Origin of the sequence: Arundinibacter roseus, from assembly GCF_004348825.1 — a bacterium.
Lineage (GTDB): Bacteria > Bacteroidota > Bacteroidia > Cytophagales > Spirosomataceae > Arundinibacter > Arundinibacter roseus.
In genome coordinates this window covers 509,813-529,019 of the sequence record NZ_SMJU01000002.1, presented here as the reverse complement: position 1 = coordinate 529,019, position 19,207 = coordinate 509,813, and the positions used below count along the sequence as shown (strand labels likewise).

At 45.8% G+C, this 19,207-nt stretch carries 14 protein-coding genes; 7 read left to right on the top strand and 7 right to left on the bottom strand.

Annotation, left to right across the window (positions count from 1 at the left end):
* The first annotated feature begins 138 nt into the window (after positions 1 to 138).
* Entirely contained in the window at positions 139 to 1,422 is a 1,284-nt protein-coding gene (locus tag EZE20_RS04760; RefSeq protein WP_394345642.1) for an asparagine synthetase B, read from the top strand.
* A 3-nt stretch (positions 1,423 to 1,425) separates the two neighbouring features.
* Here EZE20_RS04760 and EZE20_RS04755 read toward each other — a convergent pair whose 3' ends face one another.
* The 3 genes from EZE20_RS04755 to EZE20_RS04745 all read right to left on the bottom strand — a co-directional run bounded on the left by EZE20_RS04755 (position 1,426) and on the right by EZE20_RS04745 (position 4,114).
* Positions 1,426 to 2,463 (bottom strand): MlaD family protein, encoded by a 1,038-nt coding sequence (locus EZE20_RS04755; RefSeq protein WP_132115001.1) that lies wholly within the window; start codon positions 2,461 to 2,463, stop codon positions 1,426 to 1,428.
* Positions 2,464 to 2,528: 65 nt separating this feature from the next.
* Entirely contained in the window at positions 2,529 to 3,326 is a 798-nt protein-coding gene (locus EZE20_RS04750; RefSeq protein WP_394345641.1) for an ABC transporter ATP-binding protein, read from the bottom strand.
* Positions 3,327 to 3,328: 2 nt separating this feature from the next.
* Positions 3,329 to 4,114: an MlaE family ABC transporter permease gene (locus EZE20_RS04745; protein WP_132115134.1), complete on the bottom strand. Its 786-nt coding sequence runs from the start codon at positions 4,112 to 4,114 to the stop codon at positions 3,329 to 3,331.
* 417 nt (positions 4,115 to 4,531) lie between these two features.
* Between EZE20_RS04745 and EZE20_RS04740 the strand changes: the two genes are divergently transcribed.
* The 4 genes from EZE20_RS04740 (at position 4,532) to EZE20_RS04725 (ending at position 10,134) form a co-directional block, all read left to right on the top strand.
* Complete coding sequence (locus EZE20_RS04740; protein ID WP_132114999.1) at positions 4,532 to 6,166, top strand: DUF1800 domain-containing protein; 1,635 nt, start codon at positions 4,532 to 4,534, stop codon at positions 6,164 to 6,166.
* Between the two features lie 47 nt (positions 6,167 to 6,213).
* Positions 6,214 to 7,755: a DUF1501 domain-containing protein gene (locus EZE20_RS04735; protein WP_132114997.1), complete on the top strand. Its 1,542-nt coding sequence runs from the start codon at positions 6,214 to 6,216 to the stop codon at positions 7,753 to 7,755.
* Between the two features lie 162 nt (positions 7,756 to 7,917).
* Positions 7,918 to 9,270 (top strand): DEAD/DEAH box helicase, encoded by a 1,353-nt coding sequence (locus EZE20_RS04730; protein ID WP_317129152.1) that lies wholly within the window; start codon positions 7,918 to 7,920, stop codon positions 9,268 to 9,270.
* A 147-nt stretch (positions 9,271 to 9,417) separates the two neighbouring features.
* Positions 9,418 to 10,134 (top strand): DUF1361 domain-containing protein, encoded by a 717-nt coding sequence (locus tag EZE20_RS04725; protein WP_228713536.1) that lies wholly within the window; start codon positions 9,418 to 9,420, stop codon positions 10,132 to 10,134.
* Positions 10,135 to 10,140: 6 nt separating this feature from the next.
* On the opposite strand, the gene EZE20_RS04720 is transcribed toward EZE20_RS04725, so the two are convergent.
* The 3 genes from EZE20_RS04720 to EZE20_RS04710 form a co-directional block, all read right to left on the bottom strand.
* A complete protein-coding gene (locus EZE20_RS04720) occupies positions 10,141 to 11,445 on the bottom strand; it encodes an enolase C-terminal domain-like protein (RefSeq protein WP_132114995.1) in 1,305 nt (434 codons plus the stop codon).
* A gap of 39 nt (positions 11,446 to 11,484) precedes the next feature.
* A complete protein-coding gene (locus EZE20_RS04715) occupies positions 11,485 to 12,933 on the bottom strand; it encodes a GntP family permease (RefSeq protein ID WP_132114993.1) in 1,449 nt (482 codons plus the stop codon).
* A gap of 105 nt (positions 12,934 to 13,038) precedes the next feature.
* Positions 13,039 to 13,818 (bottom strand): HpcH/HpaI aldolase family protein, encoded by a 780-nt coding sequence (locus EZE20_RS04710; protein ID WP_132114991.1) that lies wholly within the window; start codon positions 13,816 to 13,818, stop codon positions 13,039 to 13,041.
* Between the two features lie 245 nt (positions 13,819 to 14,063).
* Between EZE20_RS04710 and EZE20_RS04705 the strand changes: the two genes are divergently transcribed.
* On the top strand, positions 14,064 to 14,948 hold the full coding sequence (locus EZE20_RS04705; RefSeq protein WP_132114989.1) for an ABC transporter ATP-binding protein: 885 nt from the start codon (positions 14,064 to 14,066) through the stop codon (positions 14,946 to 14,948).
* A gap of 73 nt (positions 14,949 to 15,021) precedes the next feature.
* On the top strand, positions 15,022 to 18,669 hold the full coding sequence (locus EZE20_RS04700; RefSeq protein ID WP_132114987.1) for an ABC transporter permease/M1 family aminopeptidase: 3,648 nt from the start codon (positions 15,022 to 15,024) through the stop codon (positions 18,667 to 18,669).
* Between the two features lie 84 nt (positions 18,670 to 18,753).
* On the opposite strand, the gene EZE20_RS04695 is transcribed toward EZE20_RS04700, so the two are convergent.
* The gene (locus EZE20_RS04695) at positions 18,754 to 18,918 is read right to left on the bottom strand and encodes a lmo0937 family membrane protein (protein WP_132114985.1); all 165 of its coding nucleotides are present in this window, start codon (positions 18,916 to 18,918) and stop codon (positions 18,754 to 18,756) included.
* Positions 18,919 to 19,207: the final 289 nt, after the last annotated feature.

The following is a 19,207-nucleotide window of genomic DNA, read 5'->3' as shown; positions in this document are numbered from 1 at the left end:
TAAAAACGAAAGTTGAAATAGTTACGCAGATTTACATCTTGATTTCATGAAAAAGATTAATTAGATTTGATTGAGGATGAAACACTTACAATTCCGGGTTGCGGCATATTCTGAACCCTGACTTTTAGCTAAACCTTTATGAAAAACTGGAAGAGAATCTTTGGAAAAAGCTTGTGGAGATACGCGACGATTCTCCTTTTGTCAGGTGCTTTTGGTGCAAAAGCCAATTTTATCCTGATCCCGATGGACGATCGGCAGGCCAACCACCTGAAAGCCTACGGTATTGCCTACTCGGTTTTGAAAGAAGGTCTTGATCTGGATTGGCTGCTCAACTACCGCGGCGGCAGCTACCTGATTCGGTACGTATCGACCATAGAAAAAGAATGTCGGGTTCGGGGAGTCTCCTATGAAGTAGTTTCGGATGCTCAAACCGGTAAAATTTTGGCACAAATTGCAGTACCTGAGGTTAATATGGACGCTGTGAAATTGCACACCGCCGCCCGTATTGCAGTCTATTCTCCCATAAAAATTAGTCCGGCAAGTTTTGAAAACAACGATGCTGTTTTGCTTGCGCTGAACTATGCCGAAATTCCGTATGAAGTGGTGTATGACGCTGAGATATTGGATGGCGATTTGGCCGAATTTGACTGGCTGCACCTGCATCACGAAGATTTTACGGGGCAGTTTGGCCGCAGCATGCGCCGCATGTCACAGGAAGATTTGCGGGCGCAGGAGGCAATTGCTGAGAAATATGGATACAAAAAACTATCACACATGAAGCTGGAAGTCGCCAAGCGAATCAAAGAGTTTTGTGCCGGAGGTGGCTACCTGTTTGCCATGTGCTCAGGAGCCGAAACCTTTGACATTGCTTTGGCAGCCGAAGGAGTGGATATAGTTGATGCGCAATTTGACGGCGATGGAATCGAACCCGGCGCGCAGTCAAAACTTGATTTTAGCCGAACGTTTGCTTTTGAAAACTTTAACCTTCAACTCGAAGACGGCTACGGCGGCATGTGGTTTTCGGACATCAATGCCTCGCTCGGAAGTTACGGCTACGGGCAATCAGACGACGTTTTTTCGCTGTTCGATTTTTCCGCCAAGTGGGATATTATTCCCTCTATGCTCGTGCAGAATCATGAGTATCAGATCCGGGAATTTAGCGGGCAAACCTCGGCTTTTAACAAAAAAACTGTCAAACCCAATGTGCTCGTCATGGGTCAAAGCAAATCCTCAGACCGGTATCTCTATGGAGAAATTGGTCGCGGGCAATGGACATTCTATGGCGGCCACGACCCCGAAGGCCGACGAGGCGGGCACCGTATGACCACCGATTTGAACCTTTATCCACATTCGCCGGGCTACCGACTTATTTTGAACAACATACTTTTTCCCTCGGCCAAGAAGAAAAAACGTAAAACCTGACAATTATTGAACCACGTCAAGTTTAATTGAATCGGCTTTTACCCGAACTTCTTTGGCTTCCCTTTTTTCTTTTTTACGAAAAAACCCACGAAGCAAAAAGTTGTTTTGCAGCGCTTCCATGCTTTCATTCAATTTTTGCGAGCTACTTTCCAGATTTTTGACAGTGCTTTTGATGGTCGTCGCTGTTGTTTCGTCATTCAACATCACGCCCACCGGGCTATTGGTATCGGTTGTAAGACTTGCTGAAACTTCTTCCGTAGTTTTTTGCAACCCGCTCACCAACGCGCGTGCCGTGTTGGCTGTTTGGTTAAGTTCAGAAACCGCCAGCCGCACCTGATGCATGATGATCGTGTCCGTAACTACATCGTTGGCGAGTCCGCCTTTCTGATTCAATTTAGCTGCATAGGTATTCAGCGAAACGGTAAGATTTTGCGCCTGAACCGCTGATTTTTGCAGGCTTGTCATTGTTGTTTCAAGGCTTTTGTAAAGTTGCTCGTCAGCAAGCAGCTTTCCGACCGAACCTTCACCTTTGGCTATTTTCCTGCTAATCTCCTTAAAATCAGTCGTTATTGCCAGAATGTTTTTGTTATTAGCCTGCAACGTATTCATAATATCCTGCTGACTATCCTCGCGCTCAACGGTAAGTTCGTCGCCTTCTTCGATAGGCTCAGCTTTTGGAGTTCCTCCCGAGATGACAATGATTTTATTGCCAATAAGGCCATCCGAACTGATTTTCACGGTAGCATCTTTGCGGATATACTGTCTTGATTTTTCTTCAATGTTCATCACTACTTCCACCTGCGATGTGCCCGAAAAGCGAATTTCCTTCACCGTTCCTACCTTGACTCCCGAAAACCAGATATTATTGCCAGCCTGCAATCCATTGACATCATCAAAAACAGAATGAGTGGTTATTTTTGAAACAAATGATTTGCGCATAGAACCTATAGTCAAAATACCGGCGATGAAAATTATCAGGCCAATTAAGACAAATAGTCCGACCATTACGGCCCGTCTTTGAGGATTTGGAGTTGCACTCATATAGTTGGTATCAGTTAAAAGCTTTCCTGGAATACTCGTTAGTTTGAAAAAAATCTATTCAGCGTTTAGACTTTATTTTCAGTAAAATTATAGTTGTAAAAACTGCGGATCTGTTCCTCATCGGAAGCAAAAACTTCGTCAAACGTTCCCTGCCGCACAAATTTTCCATCAAGCAACATCGCCAGTTTATCGCCCGTCATTTTGGCGCAGGTCAGATCGTGGGTTATCAAAATAGAACTTGTATGATAGCGTTCTTTCACCTCATTGATTAATTCGTTGATTTCAATGCAGGTCGTTGGGTCAAGCCCAGCGGTTGGTTCGTCATAAAGCATGATTTCAGGATTCATAATTAGCGTGCGGGCAATTCCGATCCGCTTCCGCTGTCCGCCCGAAAGCTCGGAAGGCATTTGGTTAATGGTTCGCAACAAACCCACCGAGTCCAGTACTTCTTCCACGGATTTATTGATTTCGGCGCGGCTTAGATTTTTCACATTTCTAACAAGTGGAAATTCCAGGTTTTCGCGCACCGTCATGCTGTCATAAAGGGCACTGTTTTGAAAGGAAAAACCGATTTTGAGCCGCAGTTCCCGCCATTGTTTTTCATTCAGCCGACTGACTTCCGTGCCGAGTACTTTCACAATCCCCCGGTCAGCAGTGAGCAAACCCGAGATAATTTTTATCAAAACTGATTTTCCTGTTCCCGAACGCCCCAAAACAACCACGTTTTTACCTTTCGGAACATCCAAATCTACGCCTCGAAGTACGTGCAAATCACCAAACGATTTATATAATTCCCGAATGGAAATAGCCATTTCCGTGTTGGCAGGCAAACTGCTTTCGGGCTGTGTTGACTTATCAATCATGCTTATCTAATCCAGTTTGTGACCTGTACAATGGCTACTTCTTCAAGAAAAATCAGGAACATCGACAATACCACCGACGTGTTTGCCGCCCGTCCAACGCCTTGTGTACCCTGCCCGGCGTTGTATCCTTTGTAGCAGCCAACCATTCCAATCGTAAATCCGTAGGCTACCGCTTTGACAAGCGCCGAGCCAATATCCAGAAAAGTTATTTGTTCAAAAGCACTTTCAAAAAATGCTACAATATTGGTTTCTTCGTTAAGAGCTACGTCCAGAAATGAGCCCATAAGGCCCACGATTGCACAATAAAATGACAGGATAGGAATGCTGATGGTAGTGGCAAGAACGCGCGTGACTACCAGAAAACGAAATGGATTGACTGCCGAAACTTCCATGGCATCAATTTGTTCGGTAACACGCATGGAACCTAACTCAGCTCCAATACTCGATCCTACCCGTCCTGCACTGATGAGCGACGTAATAAGCGGTGCAAGGGCGCGAACGATGGCGATTGAAACAAGAGAAGGCAACCACGAAGTAGCGCCAAATTCCATGAGCGAAGGCCTTGACTGTTTGGTAAATACCATGCCGGTGATGAACCCGGTGAGCGAAATCAGGGGTAGTGATCGGTAGCCGATTTGATAGCACTGCCGTACCAATTCCTGAAATTCAAAGGGTCCTCTGACCACTTCCCGAAAAAAACGTCCCATAAAATGAAACGCTTCGTAAAGGGACAGCAAATGACTATCGATTTTTTTGGATATAACAGGTTTGTTAGCACTTGAACTCATGCGGACACCGGTGAGGGTTCTGATTGTTTGTACTTGATTTTCAGGAAAGTGGCAGGCAACTACCGCACCGCATACGCTCTGACCTCCCTCACGTTTGTGGGTTTGCCTGCCTCGTGAGTTTGTTATAAAAATAACGTGCCAGCCAATGCATTCAGGCATTTGGACGCGATCTGTGTTTTCATTTCCATCTCCAAGTACAGCATAACTTTTGAAATATTTTAGTTTTAAATAATCTGGATTTTTTTAATTGTAAATCTGTGTTCTACATTTTTACAATAATCTTTTCGTGAATATTTTAATTCACACCGAAGCTCTCCCCGCCAAAAAACATTTTGAGTTACACGCACAAACGACGAACTTAGCAGGCCAACCGGCTATTCAATAGCCCGGTAGGATCAAAACCTGACTCAACTTTTAATGCCCTACCTCTCAACGTATACCGAACCACTTACCACCGCGCAGGCTTCGCACTTGCTTCGACGGGCTACTTTTGGCCCAACGCCAAACGAAATCACCCAATTTACCGGGCTCACGGCAACTCAGGCAGTTCAACAATTGATTGCTAATCAAAGCTTTGTGACAAATCCTCCGCCTCCGGTTGAATTGGACAGTTCGCAGCCTTTGGCGGGGCAGCCTTTCCTTGATAAGCCTTTTAACAGCGACCGAAACTTCTGGTTTGGGACCTACATAAAATTTTGGTGGGCAGGACAAATGGCCCGGCAGGACGTACCCGTTTCGCTATTGGATAAACTGGCGCTCTTTTGGCAGAATCATTTTGTTACTACGCGCACCGTCGTAGACGACTATCGCTACCTGGATCGCTACCTGCGACTCATTCGCGCGCAGGCATTGGGTAACTTTCGAACATTTGTAGTTGAAATCACAAAAGATCCGGCAATGCTGCGGTATCTCAATGGGCATGACAATGAAAAAGATAGTCCCAATGAAAATTATGCCCGGGAATTGCAGGAGTTGTTTACAGTAGGAAATAAAGATTTCGCAGGAAATGATACCTATACTGAGGAGGACGTAAAAGCCGCCGCCCGCGTGCTAACCGGCTGGAAATATACCAACTACTGGCAGCAGGGAAGTACGAGTTTTACTAGCATTTTTCGGTCTGATAAACACGATTCGGACAATAAACAATTTTCTTCCTACTATGGAAATGCAGTTTTAACAGGAAGGTCTGGAAGTACTGCCGGTGACGATGAACTGAACGATTTGGTGGATATGCTTCTTGCACATCCCGAAACACCTAAGTTCATTTGCCGGAAACTCTACCGATGGTACGTGAACGCCGCAGTTACGCAGGAAATTGAAGATCAGGTAATAATCCCTTTGGCTAATTTTTTTAAGAGTCCCGGAAATAACTTTGCCATTATGCCGGTAGTCGAAAAACTCCTGACAAGTCAGATTTTCTTTCAGGAAAGCAATCGTGGATCACTCATCAAATCTCCGGCAGAACTTATGCTCGGCTCTCTCCGCTTTTTTGAGCAACCTATTCCGGACCCAACGACCGACTATCAGGCGTTTCGCAAATTGATGGATTTCCTGCATTGGAACAGCACCGACATGCAAATGGAATGCCTCGATCAACCTACTGTTTTTGGATATGATGCTTATTTTCAGACGGGTTATACCAAAAACTGGATGAATACTACGACTATTGCTCTACGTAGTCAGTTTACCGATGCGTTGATTTGGCGGTGGTTTGAAGTGAAACCCGGATACAAACTTGGGGTTGATGTATTGGCCAGAGTAACTGCCCTTCAACCAAATTTTGCAGATGTACCGGGCACACCGGCTATAACCTGTGAAACCGTGGTGGCAAATTTTGTAAAAGACCTTTTTGCCACCGAGCTTTTTCCGTCACAAATAGAATTTTTGACCGATACCATCATGATGATGGGGTACAGCCGCGTGACGTGGCAATTTGAGTGGAACGCCTACCGCAGCAATCCTTCCAGTACGGATCGGCAAAATACCATTTTATGGCGTACCCGATCGCTCATGCGCTACCTGCTTCGTATGGCCGAATACCACGTTTTTTAATTTGAACATATCTTTTTCAATACTACCCAACCCTTCAATAGCCTGTTATGAAACGTAGAGATTTTCTGGCGGCAGCCTCCACTCTTGCGGCCAACTCCCTGCTACTGCCTATTGAGGTAGACGGTTTTTCGCTGAAAGCGCTGGGGAAAAACTCAGCGCTCGTCAAAGCGCTCAAACATACCACGGCCGCTTTCAACGATCGGATATTGGTCATTGTCTACCTCAACGGGGGTAACGATGGATTAAATACGGTCATTCCCCGCGATCAATATGGAACCTATCAGGCCCTGCGAAGCAATATTGCCATTCCTGAAGAAGAGATTCTGCCTTTGGCCGGCAACGACGTTACGGGTTTTCATCCCGCTATGAGCGGGCTTCGAAATTTATACAACGAAGGTAAACTTTCCATCATTCACTCCGTCTCCTACCCCAATCCAAGTCAGTCGCATTTTCGCTCTACGGATATACTAATGACTGCCGTAGATGCAGATCAGACCGAAACCACGGGTTGGGCGGGCCGCTATCTGGAAGATCGGTTTCAGGGTTACCCGGCAGATTTTCCAAATGAGGTGATGGAAGATCCGCTTGCCATTCAGATTGGCTACCTCACCTCACCTACGCTGCTCGGAACTCAGCAGTCGATGGGTATTGCCATCAGCGATCCCAACAGTTTTTACCAATTGGTGAGCCCGGAGTTTTCAGCCTCGACCAACGAACTTCCCTGCTGCGATGCCGGCGACCTCATTGCGCATATCCGCAAGCAGCAAATTTTGTCTATTGGCTATGCGGGCGAAATTAAACAGGCCGCCGATTTAGGCACCAATATGGCAGCGTATCCGCCTGGAACCGACAATAACTCGCTGGCCGAGCAACTAAAAATTGTGGCAAGGCTTATTCATGGCGGATTAAAAACCAAAATTTATTTTGTCTCTCTCAGTGGATTTGATACGCATGCCGGGCAGGTAACTAACTCTAATTCAACGGAAGGGGAACATGCCGTGTTGCTTGGGAAATTATCAGCTGCTATCAGTTCTTTTCAGCAGGACATTCAGCTACAAGGCATTGAAGACAAAGTGGTGGGTATGACCTTCTCGGACTTTGGTCGCCGGGCCACTTCCAATGCTTCCAAAGGCACGGATCATGGGGTTGCCGCACCGATGTTTGTCTTCGGTTCTTCTATCAAAAAACAGGTTGTAGGTCACAACCCCGACCTGACCAACGGCTTGCTGCCGGTGGCGCCACTGCCCTGGGAAAACTACCGGGATATTGCGATGCAAATTGATTTTCGACGTGTTTATGCAGACATCCTGAACGATTGGTTTGGAACAGAAACCACAAAAACGGACACTTTTTTGTTCAATAATTTCAATACGCTCACCCTCTTTTCTGATCATATTGAAACCATCGCCTCAGGTTATTGGACCGACCCGACGATTTGGACAGCCGGACGCCCGCCGCTTTCAACCGAATATGTCAGAATCAATCCGGGACATACGGTACAGGTATTACAATCGGTCACAGTCAGAAATGTACACATGCAGGGGAATTTACAATTTGCAGGAAATGCCGGAATTCATCTGACTGGTTAATGGCAAATTTCGTAAAAACACTCCCGAGAGCACAGTAATGGGGCCTTTTGGTAGCAGTTGAACGGAAGTGTCAATTTTACGTTATATTTGTAAATATTTTTAATCTAGCGGTTTACTGGCCGGGAAAAAAGGTCAGTAGGTATCTAAAACTTTTACTGAACCTTGTTATTCTCTGACCTCGCACTCCACGATGACATTCTAAATGCCGTGGATGCCATGAACTTCCGACAGCCTACGCCTATTCAGGAGTTGGCTATTCCCCATATTCTTAATGGCAAAGATCTGATTGCCTGTGCCCAAACCGGCACCGGAAAAACAGCAGCTTACCTTATCCCAACGCTTGACTACATTACCCAAAATCCGCAGGACAAAGTCACGACGCTGATTATTGTGCCTACGCGCGAGCTGGCGCAGCAGATCGATGAGCAGGTGCAGGGTTTGGGTTATTTTTGCAATGCCACGAGTATTGCCATTTATGGCGGTACCAAAGGACCCGAGTGGGATCAGCAACGCAAAGCCCTCACCGAAGGTGCCGATATTATTATTGCCACCCCGGGCCGATTGATGGCACACATGCAACTTGGCTATGTAAATTTTGGAAATATCAGGCACTTGATCCTCGATGAAGCCGACCGAATGCTCGATATGGGTTTTCTGGGAGATATTCTGGCAATTTTAAAATTGGTGCCTACGGAGCGCCAAACGCTTATGTTTTCGGCCACTATGCCGCCAAAAATTGCTGAATTAGCCCGGCGCATCCTGACCGAACCAGAAGAAATACGGCTTTCTGTGTCAAAGCCGGCGGTCGGTATTGACCAACAGTTTTATATGGCTACGGAGCATCAGAAACTACCACTGCTGATTCATTTGCTCAAACAAGCCAACAATCCAAGTCTCGTTCTTTTTACCTCTCGTCGCTCTTCGGTAGACTCTATCGTTCGGGCTTTGCGCAGAAAAGGTTTCAAAGCCGAAGGTATATCGTCTGATTCTGAGCAATCCGAACGGGAAATTGTTTTACGTGATTTCAAAAATCGTACGTTCCCGATTTTGGTAGCAACCGACGTACTTTCCCGCGGAATAGATATTGACAACCTCAGCCACGTAGTAAATTACGACGTGCCGCGCGATCCGGAAGATTATGTCCACCGGATTGGCCGTACAGCGCGCGCTGAATCCAAAGGAACTGCCATTACATTTGTTACCGAAAGTGATCAGCGGGGTATTTTGGGTATCGAACGCCTGCTTGAACGGGTGGTCGAAAAACAGTCAATTACCGAAGCCGTTGGTTTAGGGCCTGCACCGGTCTTTTCGAGTCGTCGCCCTTCCGGCGACCGGCCCAAACGCGCCGGAAATTCCACCCGCAAAGCACAACCTGCCGCAGCAAAACCGGCAGAAGCGCCCAAAGCTGCAACATCGGCAACTGCCGAAGGAGAGAAAAAACGCCGACGCAAGCCCAGAAATAAGCGTAAAAGTCCGGCTGAAACCCCAAATCAATCCCCTGAATCTGGTCAGTAATAGATAGTTAAGGGCTGGAAAAATGCTTTCAAAGTAGAGTTATTCAATTTTTTTATAGCACTAAACGAGGGTTTTTGGTTTTTTCAAATCAAAAGTCAGACCTTCGTTGTTTACTAGTAACTCATACCCCCTTAATAGCAACAACATTTGAAACGGATTTTAGCCTGGTGGCGGCACTATCGATTAAGTATATCTGATCCTCCAATTCTTACTTTGGAGGGACTTTTTCCGCTATTGCTTCTCTCGGTTCTCAGCCTTCTGGCGCTGACGTTTCATTTTATCCGAATTCAATTTAGCGAAGCCGTTGACTTTTCTTTGGACTGGAACCTGTTTCTAAGCTGGATTCCTCTATTGCTTTCTTTTATTGCTCAAACCATCTCCAAGCGTTTCGGGAAACTTCCCGTTTGGATTGCCATTTTGAGTATTGTTTGGCTCATTTTTTTTCCTAACGCACCATACATGATTACTGATTTGGTGCATTTATCAGTTGACTACGGCAGTAATCTTACCTGGCACGATGTAATTATGCTGTTTTATTACGCCCAAATAAGCCTGATCAATGGGTTGGTTTCGCTGTATTGGTTTCATCAGACCTGGAACCGAACGTATTCCAACTCAACGGGTACTGTTCTATTACTGGCGAGTTTTCCTTTGGGTGGTTTTGGAGTTTTTTTAGGCCGGATTCAGCGATGGAATAGTTGGGATATTTTGCATAATCCCCAAAACCTGCTTCCAAATATTATCGAAAGTGCCTTCAACCGCACGGCCATTTTACTCAGTGTTGAATTTGGTCTGCTGCTGGGGACACTTTATCTGGTCCTTTGGGGACTCCTTCGCTTTCGGATTCGGGATCGTTTTTCCTGAAAAATCTCACCAACGTACCAACTTAAATTCCCAGTCAGGTACTACTTTTCGCATTTCTACCAGATCATCCCGTTGGGTAAGGCCACAGGATATATAGTTCTTATGCAGGCGAGCCAGGGCCTCACGGTCAAGTTCAACCCCCAAACCGGGCTCCTTTGGTACTTCCACGGCCCCATTTTCAAATTTTATTCTTCCTCCCACTAGTACCTCTTCTGATTGCCACGGATAGTGTGTGTCGAGTGCGTAGGGTAACGTAGGCAATGCCGCTCCCAAATGTACCATCGCTGCGAGTGAAATGCCAACGTGGCTGTTGGAATGCATGGAAAGGCCCCGGCCAAACGTTTCGCAAACGCTTACCAGATTCATGGACGCACGCAAACCGCCCCAAAAATGGTGATCACTCAGGATAATATCTTCTGAACCAAGTGCAATGCTGTGGGGAATGTCCTCAAAAGACGTAGTACACATATTCGTCGCAAGTGGCGTTTTGAGGGCTTTCCTGACCTGCGCCATGTTTACCTGTCCGCGAACGGGGTCTTCCAGATATTCCAGAACTGACTCCATTTCTTTTCCGTATTTTATGGCTGTTCCTACCTCCCAAAGTGCGTTGGGGTCAATCCGCAGGGGAACATCCGGCCCGAAAGCTTCCCGTAAAGCAAAAATAGCATCAACTTCCTGACGGGGCTCAAAAACGCCACCTTTCAGTTTAATAGACTGAAAACCAAACTCCTGACACATAGCTTTGGCCTGAGTTACGATTTCGTCGGGTGTAAGTCCGCTTGCCTGTCGGGCAGCAGCCCAGCCACTTGCATTGGGGTCAGTATCAAAAGCCAGTTCGCCGCCAGCACCTTCATATTTATAGAAAAGATATGCCGAAAAAGGTACGAAATCACGCATTTTCCCACCCAGCAAATCAACTACCGGACGACCAACTACCTTACCCATAATGTCAAGACACGCCACTTCTACGGCGCTGAAAATATGGACTAGTTTACGTTGATCCCAGGGCGTGGCCCCGCGGTTTGCCATAGATTCTGTACCAAAATGACTGACAAGAATCTGTCGGATTTCATTTAGCTGAAAAATGTCTTTCCCTATCAAAAGCGGTCGGGCTTCGTATAGCGCAGCATCTATGGCGCTGGTCCCGGGAATTTCGCTTAGTCCCGAAATGCCGTCGTCCGTAATCAGTTCAACGATTGTACGGAGTGCATAGGGAGCGTGTAACCCTGCCGCATTTAGTAAAGGTGGATCCGTTACGGCAATGGGGGTAATGTGCATTTCTTTGATGCGTGGGCCTGTTTTTTTTTTCATAATTTATCACCCTTTTATTCACAGGGCTGAATGTTTTTTTTAAATCAAAGGAAAAAGTTTTGCACCAATCATAATGACGATTAAACCTGTTAATCCCATGACAGCCAGGAGTGGTGTAATGGTTTTGAGGGCTTCGCGTTCGGTCAGATTGCTGAGTTTACAGATAATCCAGAAACCGGAATCATTCATCCAGGGCACGAGCTTTGAGCCACACCCAATTGCTAGTCCAAGGTACACCGGATGAAAGCCGAGATTTGCAGTATCGGCCATACCTGACAAAATCCCTGAAACGGTAATAAGCGCTACCGTGGCCGAACCCTGCGCTGTGCGAATGACGGCAGAGATTAAGAATGCCAGAGGAATAAGAGCCATTTGATAGCCAGCCGTGAGGCCGGCGATTCGCAAACTGATGCCCGTTTGCTGAAGCATTCCGCCAAATGCACCACCTGCAGCGGTGATCAATATAATGCCACCAGCGCTGAGCAATGCGGCCTGAACAAATGCCGCAAAAGCCTCTTTGTTGGTTTTCTTCTGACTAATCAATACCAGAAGTGCGACGATTGCCCCGGAAATAAGGGCAATATTTTTATCCCCAAAAAAAGACACAGGAGCAAGGAAGCCTTGTGCATAATCGGATGTACCTAGTGGCGCAATACCTGCTTTGGCCAAGGCACTAAGAGCGGTATCCGCGCAAATAAAACTTAACGGAATAAGTACTGGTAAAAGTGATAAACCCAATGAGGGCAGTTCTTTATCCTCCCGTGCAGCCACGATTCGTATATCTTCCAGGCGTGCATCGAGCGAATCCCGAATTTCGATTGGCCATTTTTGATTCGCCCATTTTGAAAAAAAATAACCGGAGGTAATTGTAAAAAGTCCTACAATGGCACCAGCTATCATCATTAATCCAATCGGAATATGCATTTCGCTAATGAGAAAAAGCGGGCCGGGTGCAGGTGGTACCAGCGAATTGGCCATGGCTGCTCCGGCCATGATGCACATCACGAGCAGGAGGTAGTTTTTGCCAAGACGAAGTGTCATGGCTTTTACCAAAGGCATCATTAGAAAAATCACAGTATCGAAAAATACCGGGATTCCCAGAAAAAAACTGCTCACCAGAAAGGCCGCGGGTGCCTGTTCAATTCCGAATAGTCGGAGCAAGGAGCGAATGATCCGTTCGGCGGCACCGCTTTCCAGGAGACTTTTACCGATGATGGCTGCCATCACGATCAGAATTCCGATGCGGGCGCAGGTATTTCCGAATTCGGTGGCCAAACGTTCGCCGATACTTTTCCGGGAAAGCGCATTGGCGGCCTCAACGCTAAGACCTTTGGAAAGGCCAAACTGTTCAACGGCATCAGCCGGAGTAAGAAAAGCGACCACCAACGCCCCCATAATCAACGCCAGAAACGGGTGTAATTTCAGTCCAATGATTCCGCCCACAACCAGAAAAACACCAATGAGTAAAATAAAAAGCGGATCAGTCATGAGCAAAACCTGAATGTAAATTCACCAAAATATAACTACTAAAATCCCCTCAGCCCTAAAAGGGCGAAATCAATCAGCACAAGGTGCAGCCCTGTGGATAAAGGTTCAGCCCTGTGAGCCTTCATCTCTAAAAGCCTTCAACCGCCCCGCTATAGCCCGAGCGCCATCTGCGACAAAAGTAGCATCGGCACCACAAGCCAAAAACCGGATACCGTCTGCATGATAGCGTTTGTAGTCAGTTGGATTAAAGAATAATATCCCGGTTGCTTTGCCTGCTTTCTGAGCAGCCTGAACGATATTTTGAACCGCTTCCCGAAACATGGGGTGATCAAATTGACCAAAAACCCCAAGTTCCATTGTCAAATCGGCCGGACCAATAAACAGGACATCTACCCCATCAATTGCGGCAATTTCATCCAGATGATTAAGCGCCTCTGCCGTTTCGATTTGCACGATTCCTAGAATAGTATCCGGGGCAGCTTGGTAATACGCATCAAAATTGACCCCAAACTGACTCGCCCGAACCATTTTGGCAACTCCCCGATTGCCGTGTGGAGGGTAATGCAAACCGCTGATTACCTTACGGGCTTCGTCCGGATTATTTATTTTGGGGCACATAATTCCCTCCGCTCCCATATCGAGCACACGATGAATACGCTGACTTTCTGAACTTTCAACCCGCACGAGCGCGCTTGTAGAGGTATGTTCCAACGCCTGCAATTGGGCGAGTACATCTTTTTCGGTACCGGCCCCGTGTTCAAGGTCGATTAACACCCAGTCAAAACCAGAAAGTCCAACAATTTCGGCAGTAAGCGGACTACCCAAATTGAGCCAACATCCATGTAGGGTTTCTCCGTGTTTTAGTCTTTGTTTCAAATTTTTCATAAAAGCTTAAAGCCTTACTTTTAATTGGCTTACTATTAAATTCCTCAAATTCAGAGGTAGAGCCTCAAACGCCCCTTTATCAACCTAGTGATTGGCTATTTTACAACTGGTTTCTGTTTGAATTAAAGGCAAACTCTCGCCATTCATCCTTTTTTAGCAAGGGTTAATCAAATCTGATTGTCAATTGATCACTGATTCGGTATCTTGTTTCAAGATTCAAAAACTCACTTAATCTCACCTACTCTATGGAATTACAAATTCAAAACCTAAGCAAGACGTATCCCAACGGAGTACAGGCATTGCAGGATGTCAGTCTGACGATCCGTCAGGGCATGTTTGGACTGTTAGGCCCCAACGGTGCCGGCAAATCGTCGCTCATGCGGACACTTGCAACCTTACAAGAACCCGACAGTGGTACTATTCAATTGGGAGATATCAACGTACTGACTCAAAAAGATGAAGTGCGTAAAACGCTCGGGTACCTGCCGCAGGAATTTGGAGTTTATCCAAAAATAGATGCCGAAACCCTGCTCAGTCATTTAGCCGTTTTGAAAGGCATTACCAACCGAAGTGAGCGAAAAGATGTAGTAAAAGCCTTGTTGCAAAAAACCAATCTGTACGATGCACGCAAGAAAAATCTGGGTGGTTATTCCGGAGGGATGAAACAGCGTTTTGGCATTGCACAAGCGTTGCTGGCCAATCCAAAACTGATTATCGTAGACGAACCAACTGCCGGCCTCGACCCCGCCGAACGCAATCGTTTTCTGAATTTGCTAAGCGAAATCGGCGAAAATACCATCGTGATTCTCTCTACGCACATCGTGGATGATGTAAAGGAATTGTGTTCTGACATGGCAATTATTAACAAAGGTCAGGTTTTGTATAAAGGAAGTCCAAAGAAAGCACTGGGAGAAATTGAAGGGAAAATCTGGGAAAAGCGTGTACCCAAAAGCGAACTGGAAGAGCTTCGGGCTACACAAACGGTAATTTCGGAAAAACTCGTAGGTGGTATGCCGGTGATTCATATTTTGGCTGACGAAAACCCAGGACTCGGCTTTGAGCCCATAGAAGGGGATCTGGAAGATGTATATTTTTCTTATATATTTGGTAAACAGGCCGTTGACGCATAGCTGAATATAACTTGAAGGTCCTATCCTTTACAAAAATTCAGCCTTTGTTCACTCTTCTTAATTCAAAACACCCATGCTAAAAGAAATTTTACGCTTTGAGTTGGCCTATCGCAAAAAGCGACCTGCCACCTACCTATATTTTGCCATCATTTTTCTTCTTTGCTTTTTTGCCGTTACGTCCAAATATGTTGTCATTGGGGGCGTTGCAGGCGGACAGATCAAGGAGAATTCTCCTTATAATCTGGCATTTATGACGGTCATTATGACCTTCGCCCTTACGTTCATAACGTCAGCAATCATGGGCGTGCCTGTACTGCGGGACTTTGACCACAAAACCGATTCGCTGCTCTTTACTACACCTGTCTCAAAATTCGCCTATTTGTTCGGGCGTTTTTTTGGCTCATTCATTGTTACTATCCTCGTATTCAGCGCCGTATGGATTGCATTTATGCTGGGCTTTGCAACCGGCAAGAGCCTGCCCTGGGAGCCGTCCTGGGCTGCCAAAGAAATGCTGCCCTTTCGATTTTGGTATTTTATTCAGCCTTTTCTAACGCTTGGGCTCACCAATCTTTTCATTCAGGCGGCGCTCTACTTTGCTGCCGGAACACTTAGCCGTCAGACGATTGTAATTTATGTTCAGGGAATTGTGCTACTTGTTTTGTACCAAATTGCCGATACGATTCTTGAAGATATTGATAACAAAACGCTGGCCGCTATGCTCGATCCTTTCGGATTCCGGGCCTTCCAGATTTATACCGAATACTGGTCACCGGCTCAGAAGAATACCCAAATGGTACCTTTGGAGGGAGTTATTCTATACAATCGGTTGCTTTGGTTGGGTATTTCCGGCCTTATATTACTTGGCACTTACTTTGGATTCAGTTTCAGCGTAGTGCGCAAAGGATGGCGCAAAGCCAAAGCTATTGTAGCTGAAAAAACCAGTTTCAACCCTCAAACCATTCAAATCCCGATTGTAAAGCAGGTATTAAATGCCGGCAGTTATGCGGGCATGTTGTGGCAGCAAGCTACATTTTACGCACGAATGATTGTTAAAGATGTACCGTTTGTAGGGATTGTCGCTGTGGGGCTCATCAACCTTATTGTCAGCTCGTTTTATTTTGACGACATGTACGGAACGAGTTCCTACCCTATCACAGCCAACGTACTTAATCTGCTTAATGAATTTGATCTTTTCTTTCTGATAATCACTATTTTTTATTCAGGCGAAATTATCTGGCGGGAGCGGGCAGTCAATATGAATCTCATCATGGACGCCCTGCCGGTGCCCGATTGGGTTAATCTCACGGCCAAATTTGTTGGCTTAATTCTGGTATACTGCGCTCTTTTACTCATCCTTATTTTAGTCGGAATGGGCGTACAAACGGCTTTGGGTTACTATAATTACGAAATTGGGCTTTACCTGAAAAGCCTTTTTACCTCCACCCTGTTTTTCCTGATTGCCTATACCTTGCTTTCGTTTTTTGTGCAGGTGATGTCCAACAACAAATTTGTGGGCTACTCACTGATGTTCGTTTTCTTCATCATCACCTTCACGATTGGGGCAATGGGCATTCAGCACCCGCTGTTTATGTTCAATAGCGGCAGTTTGGGCGACTACTCCGACATGAACCGATACGGACATTTTTTTACGCGTTTCTCGTATTTAAAGCTCTATTGGTTTGGGTTTGTAGCGCTGCTGTTTGTGATGGCTGTTTTGTTTGCGGTTCGGGGCACCGATACACTGATGAAAACCCGTGTGAGCCTGACTCGTTATCGACTTTCGCGTCCTATTCTGATAGGCTTACTGGCTTCTGTGGTGCTTTTTGGAGGAACTGGATTTTTTGTGTACTACAATACAAACAAAATCAATACGTACCGTACGCAGGAAGAACAGGAGCAGCTCTCGGTAGATTATGAAAAAACGTTAAAGAAATATGAGCATTTTCCTCAGCCCAAAATTGTAGAATCAAATTTGAAAGTGGAGTTGTATCCATCTCAGAGGGATTTTATGGCCGAAGGTTTTTATTGGGTAAAAAACAAAACGCAGGAACCGATTGCTGAGATTCATATTCAGGAAAATTATCAGCAAAAAGTAGAAACGGATTACCTGCGGTTTAGCAGCGGCGAGGCCAAAATCAAACAGACCTGGAAGGACTTTGGCTACACTATCTACACCCTGGCCAAACCACTTGCAGCCGGCGATTCGCTCAAAATTGAATTTAAAGTCAATTTTACCACCGAAGGATTCACTGCCGGCATGGGTAACACGGACGTTGTACAGAATGGTACATTCTTTAACAATTCCTACTTTCCGTCGCTTGGCTACGCTGCCGAGGTAGAACTTGGAAGCGATGATTTGCGCAGGAAGTATAAATTGCCCGAGAAAGAACGCATGATGGAGCAGACCGATCCGCGCGGATTGAGTCAAAGTCTGTTTGGCGATGATGCCGATTACATCCGGTTTCAGATGGTCATTGGTACCGAGGCCGATCAGATAGCGATAGCGCCGGGGTATTTGCAAAAAGAATGGACAGAAAAAGGCCGGAAATATTTTCACTACGCAATGGACGTCCCGATGGTCAATTTCTACGCCATCGTGTCAGCCCGCTATGAAGTACTGCGTGATACCTGGAAAAACACTTCGGGTGAAACTGTAAAGCTGGAAATTTATTACAACAAAGGCCACGAGTACAATCTGGATAAAATGATGGCTTCCATGAAGAAATCGCTGGATTATTACTCAAAAAATTTCAGCCCGTACCAGTTCCGGCAGATGCGAATCATGGAGTTTCCAAGGTACGCTTCCTTTGCGCAGTCGTTTGCGAATACAGTACCGTTTTCGGAAGGCATCGGTTTTATTCAAAAAATAAGTGATCCGGAAGAAGACCTGGATATGCCCTACTACGTAACGGCGCACGAAGTAGCGCACCAATGGTGGGGACATCAGGTACCCGAAGCAAGTGTGAAGGGGAATGCCATGCTCTCAGAATCGCAGTCGCAGTATTCGGCACTAATGGTCATGAAACAGACGATAGCGCCTGAGTTGATGCAAAAGTTTCTGAAATACGAAATGAACAGCTACTTGCAGGGACGAGCTATGGAGCGTAAAAAAGAGCAACCGATGGCCCTCACCGAAGGACAGGCGTACATTCATTACCGCAAAGGTTCGGTTATAATGTTTGGTTTGCAGGATTACATTGGGGAAGAAAACGTAAACCGGGCATTGAAAAACTTTCTGGCAGAATGGCAATATCCCGGTCCGGACTCTAAGCACAAACGCTACCCGACAAGCCGCGATTTGATAAGCTATTTCCGAGCAGAAACGCCCGATTCGCTAAAATTCCTGATTGACGACTGGTTTGAGCATATTACCCTTTACGAAAACAAAACCACGGACGCGAGCTATGTCAAAAAAAGTAACAATCAATATGAAGTAACCGTTAAATTTACCTCAGAGATTTTCAGAGCCGACAGCGCCGGAAACGAAAAACCTATGCCACTCAATACGCAGTGGTATGACGTAGGCATCTATACGAAAGGTAAAGATGGAGAAGATAAATTGCTCTACCTGAAAAAACATAAAGTAACGAGCAAGGAAAATACGGTCAAAATTGTGGTCAATGGAAAGCCTGTAAAAGCAGGCGTGGACCCCATCAATAAATTGGTGGATCGCCATCCCGATGACAATACAAAAACGGTGACCGAAGGCCCCGTTCTTTAACGCTTTCACCTGACTACTTACCAAAACAGCCGGTGCTTCTCTTCTCGGAGTGCATCGGCTGTTTTGTTTGTTCAATTAGCGTTGCTACACCACCCGATCTCCACGAATCAGACGTAGAATAACGGCGATGACCGCAATGACCAATAGAATATGAATAATGTTACCAAGCCCAAAACTGGCAAAACCAAAGTAACCGATCAGCCAAAGGATTATTAAAATCACGGCAATCGTATATAACAGATTTCCCATTGTATTGTATGGTTAGAGTGAAAAGTAGTTTCCAGCACTCCTACAAAGTCAATACCAGGCACCGATGACGGGGAGTTTCTACAAAAACTACATAAAATATCTACACATTTTGGAAGCAAATCTGAATAGTGGGGAATATATTCACAATCCAAGTACAGCTCTGTTTTTTTTGAATAATCAGGTAGGTGGTTCCGTCAGATCGCTCACAAAATGTAAATCCATAAAACAGGGATCAGGAATTGGAATTTCTCTAAAAATTTTCATAACTAAAAAGTGCCATAGGAAGCCC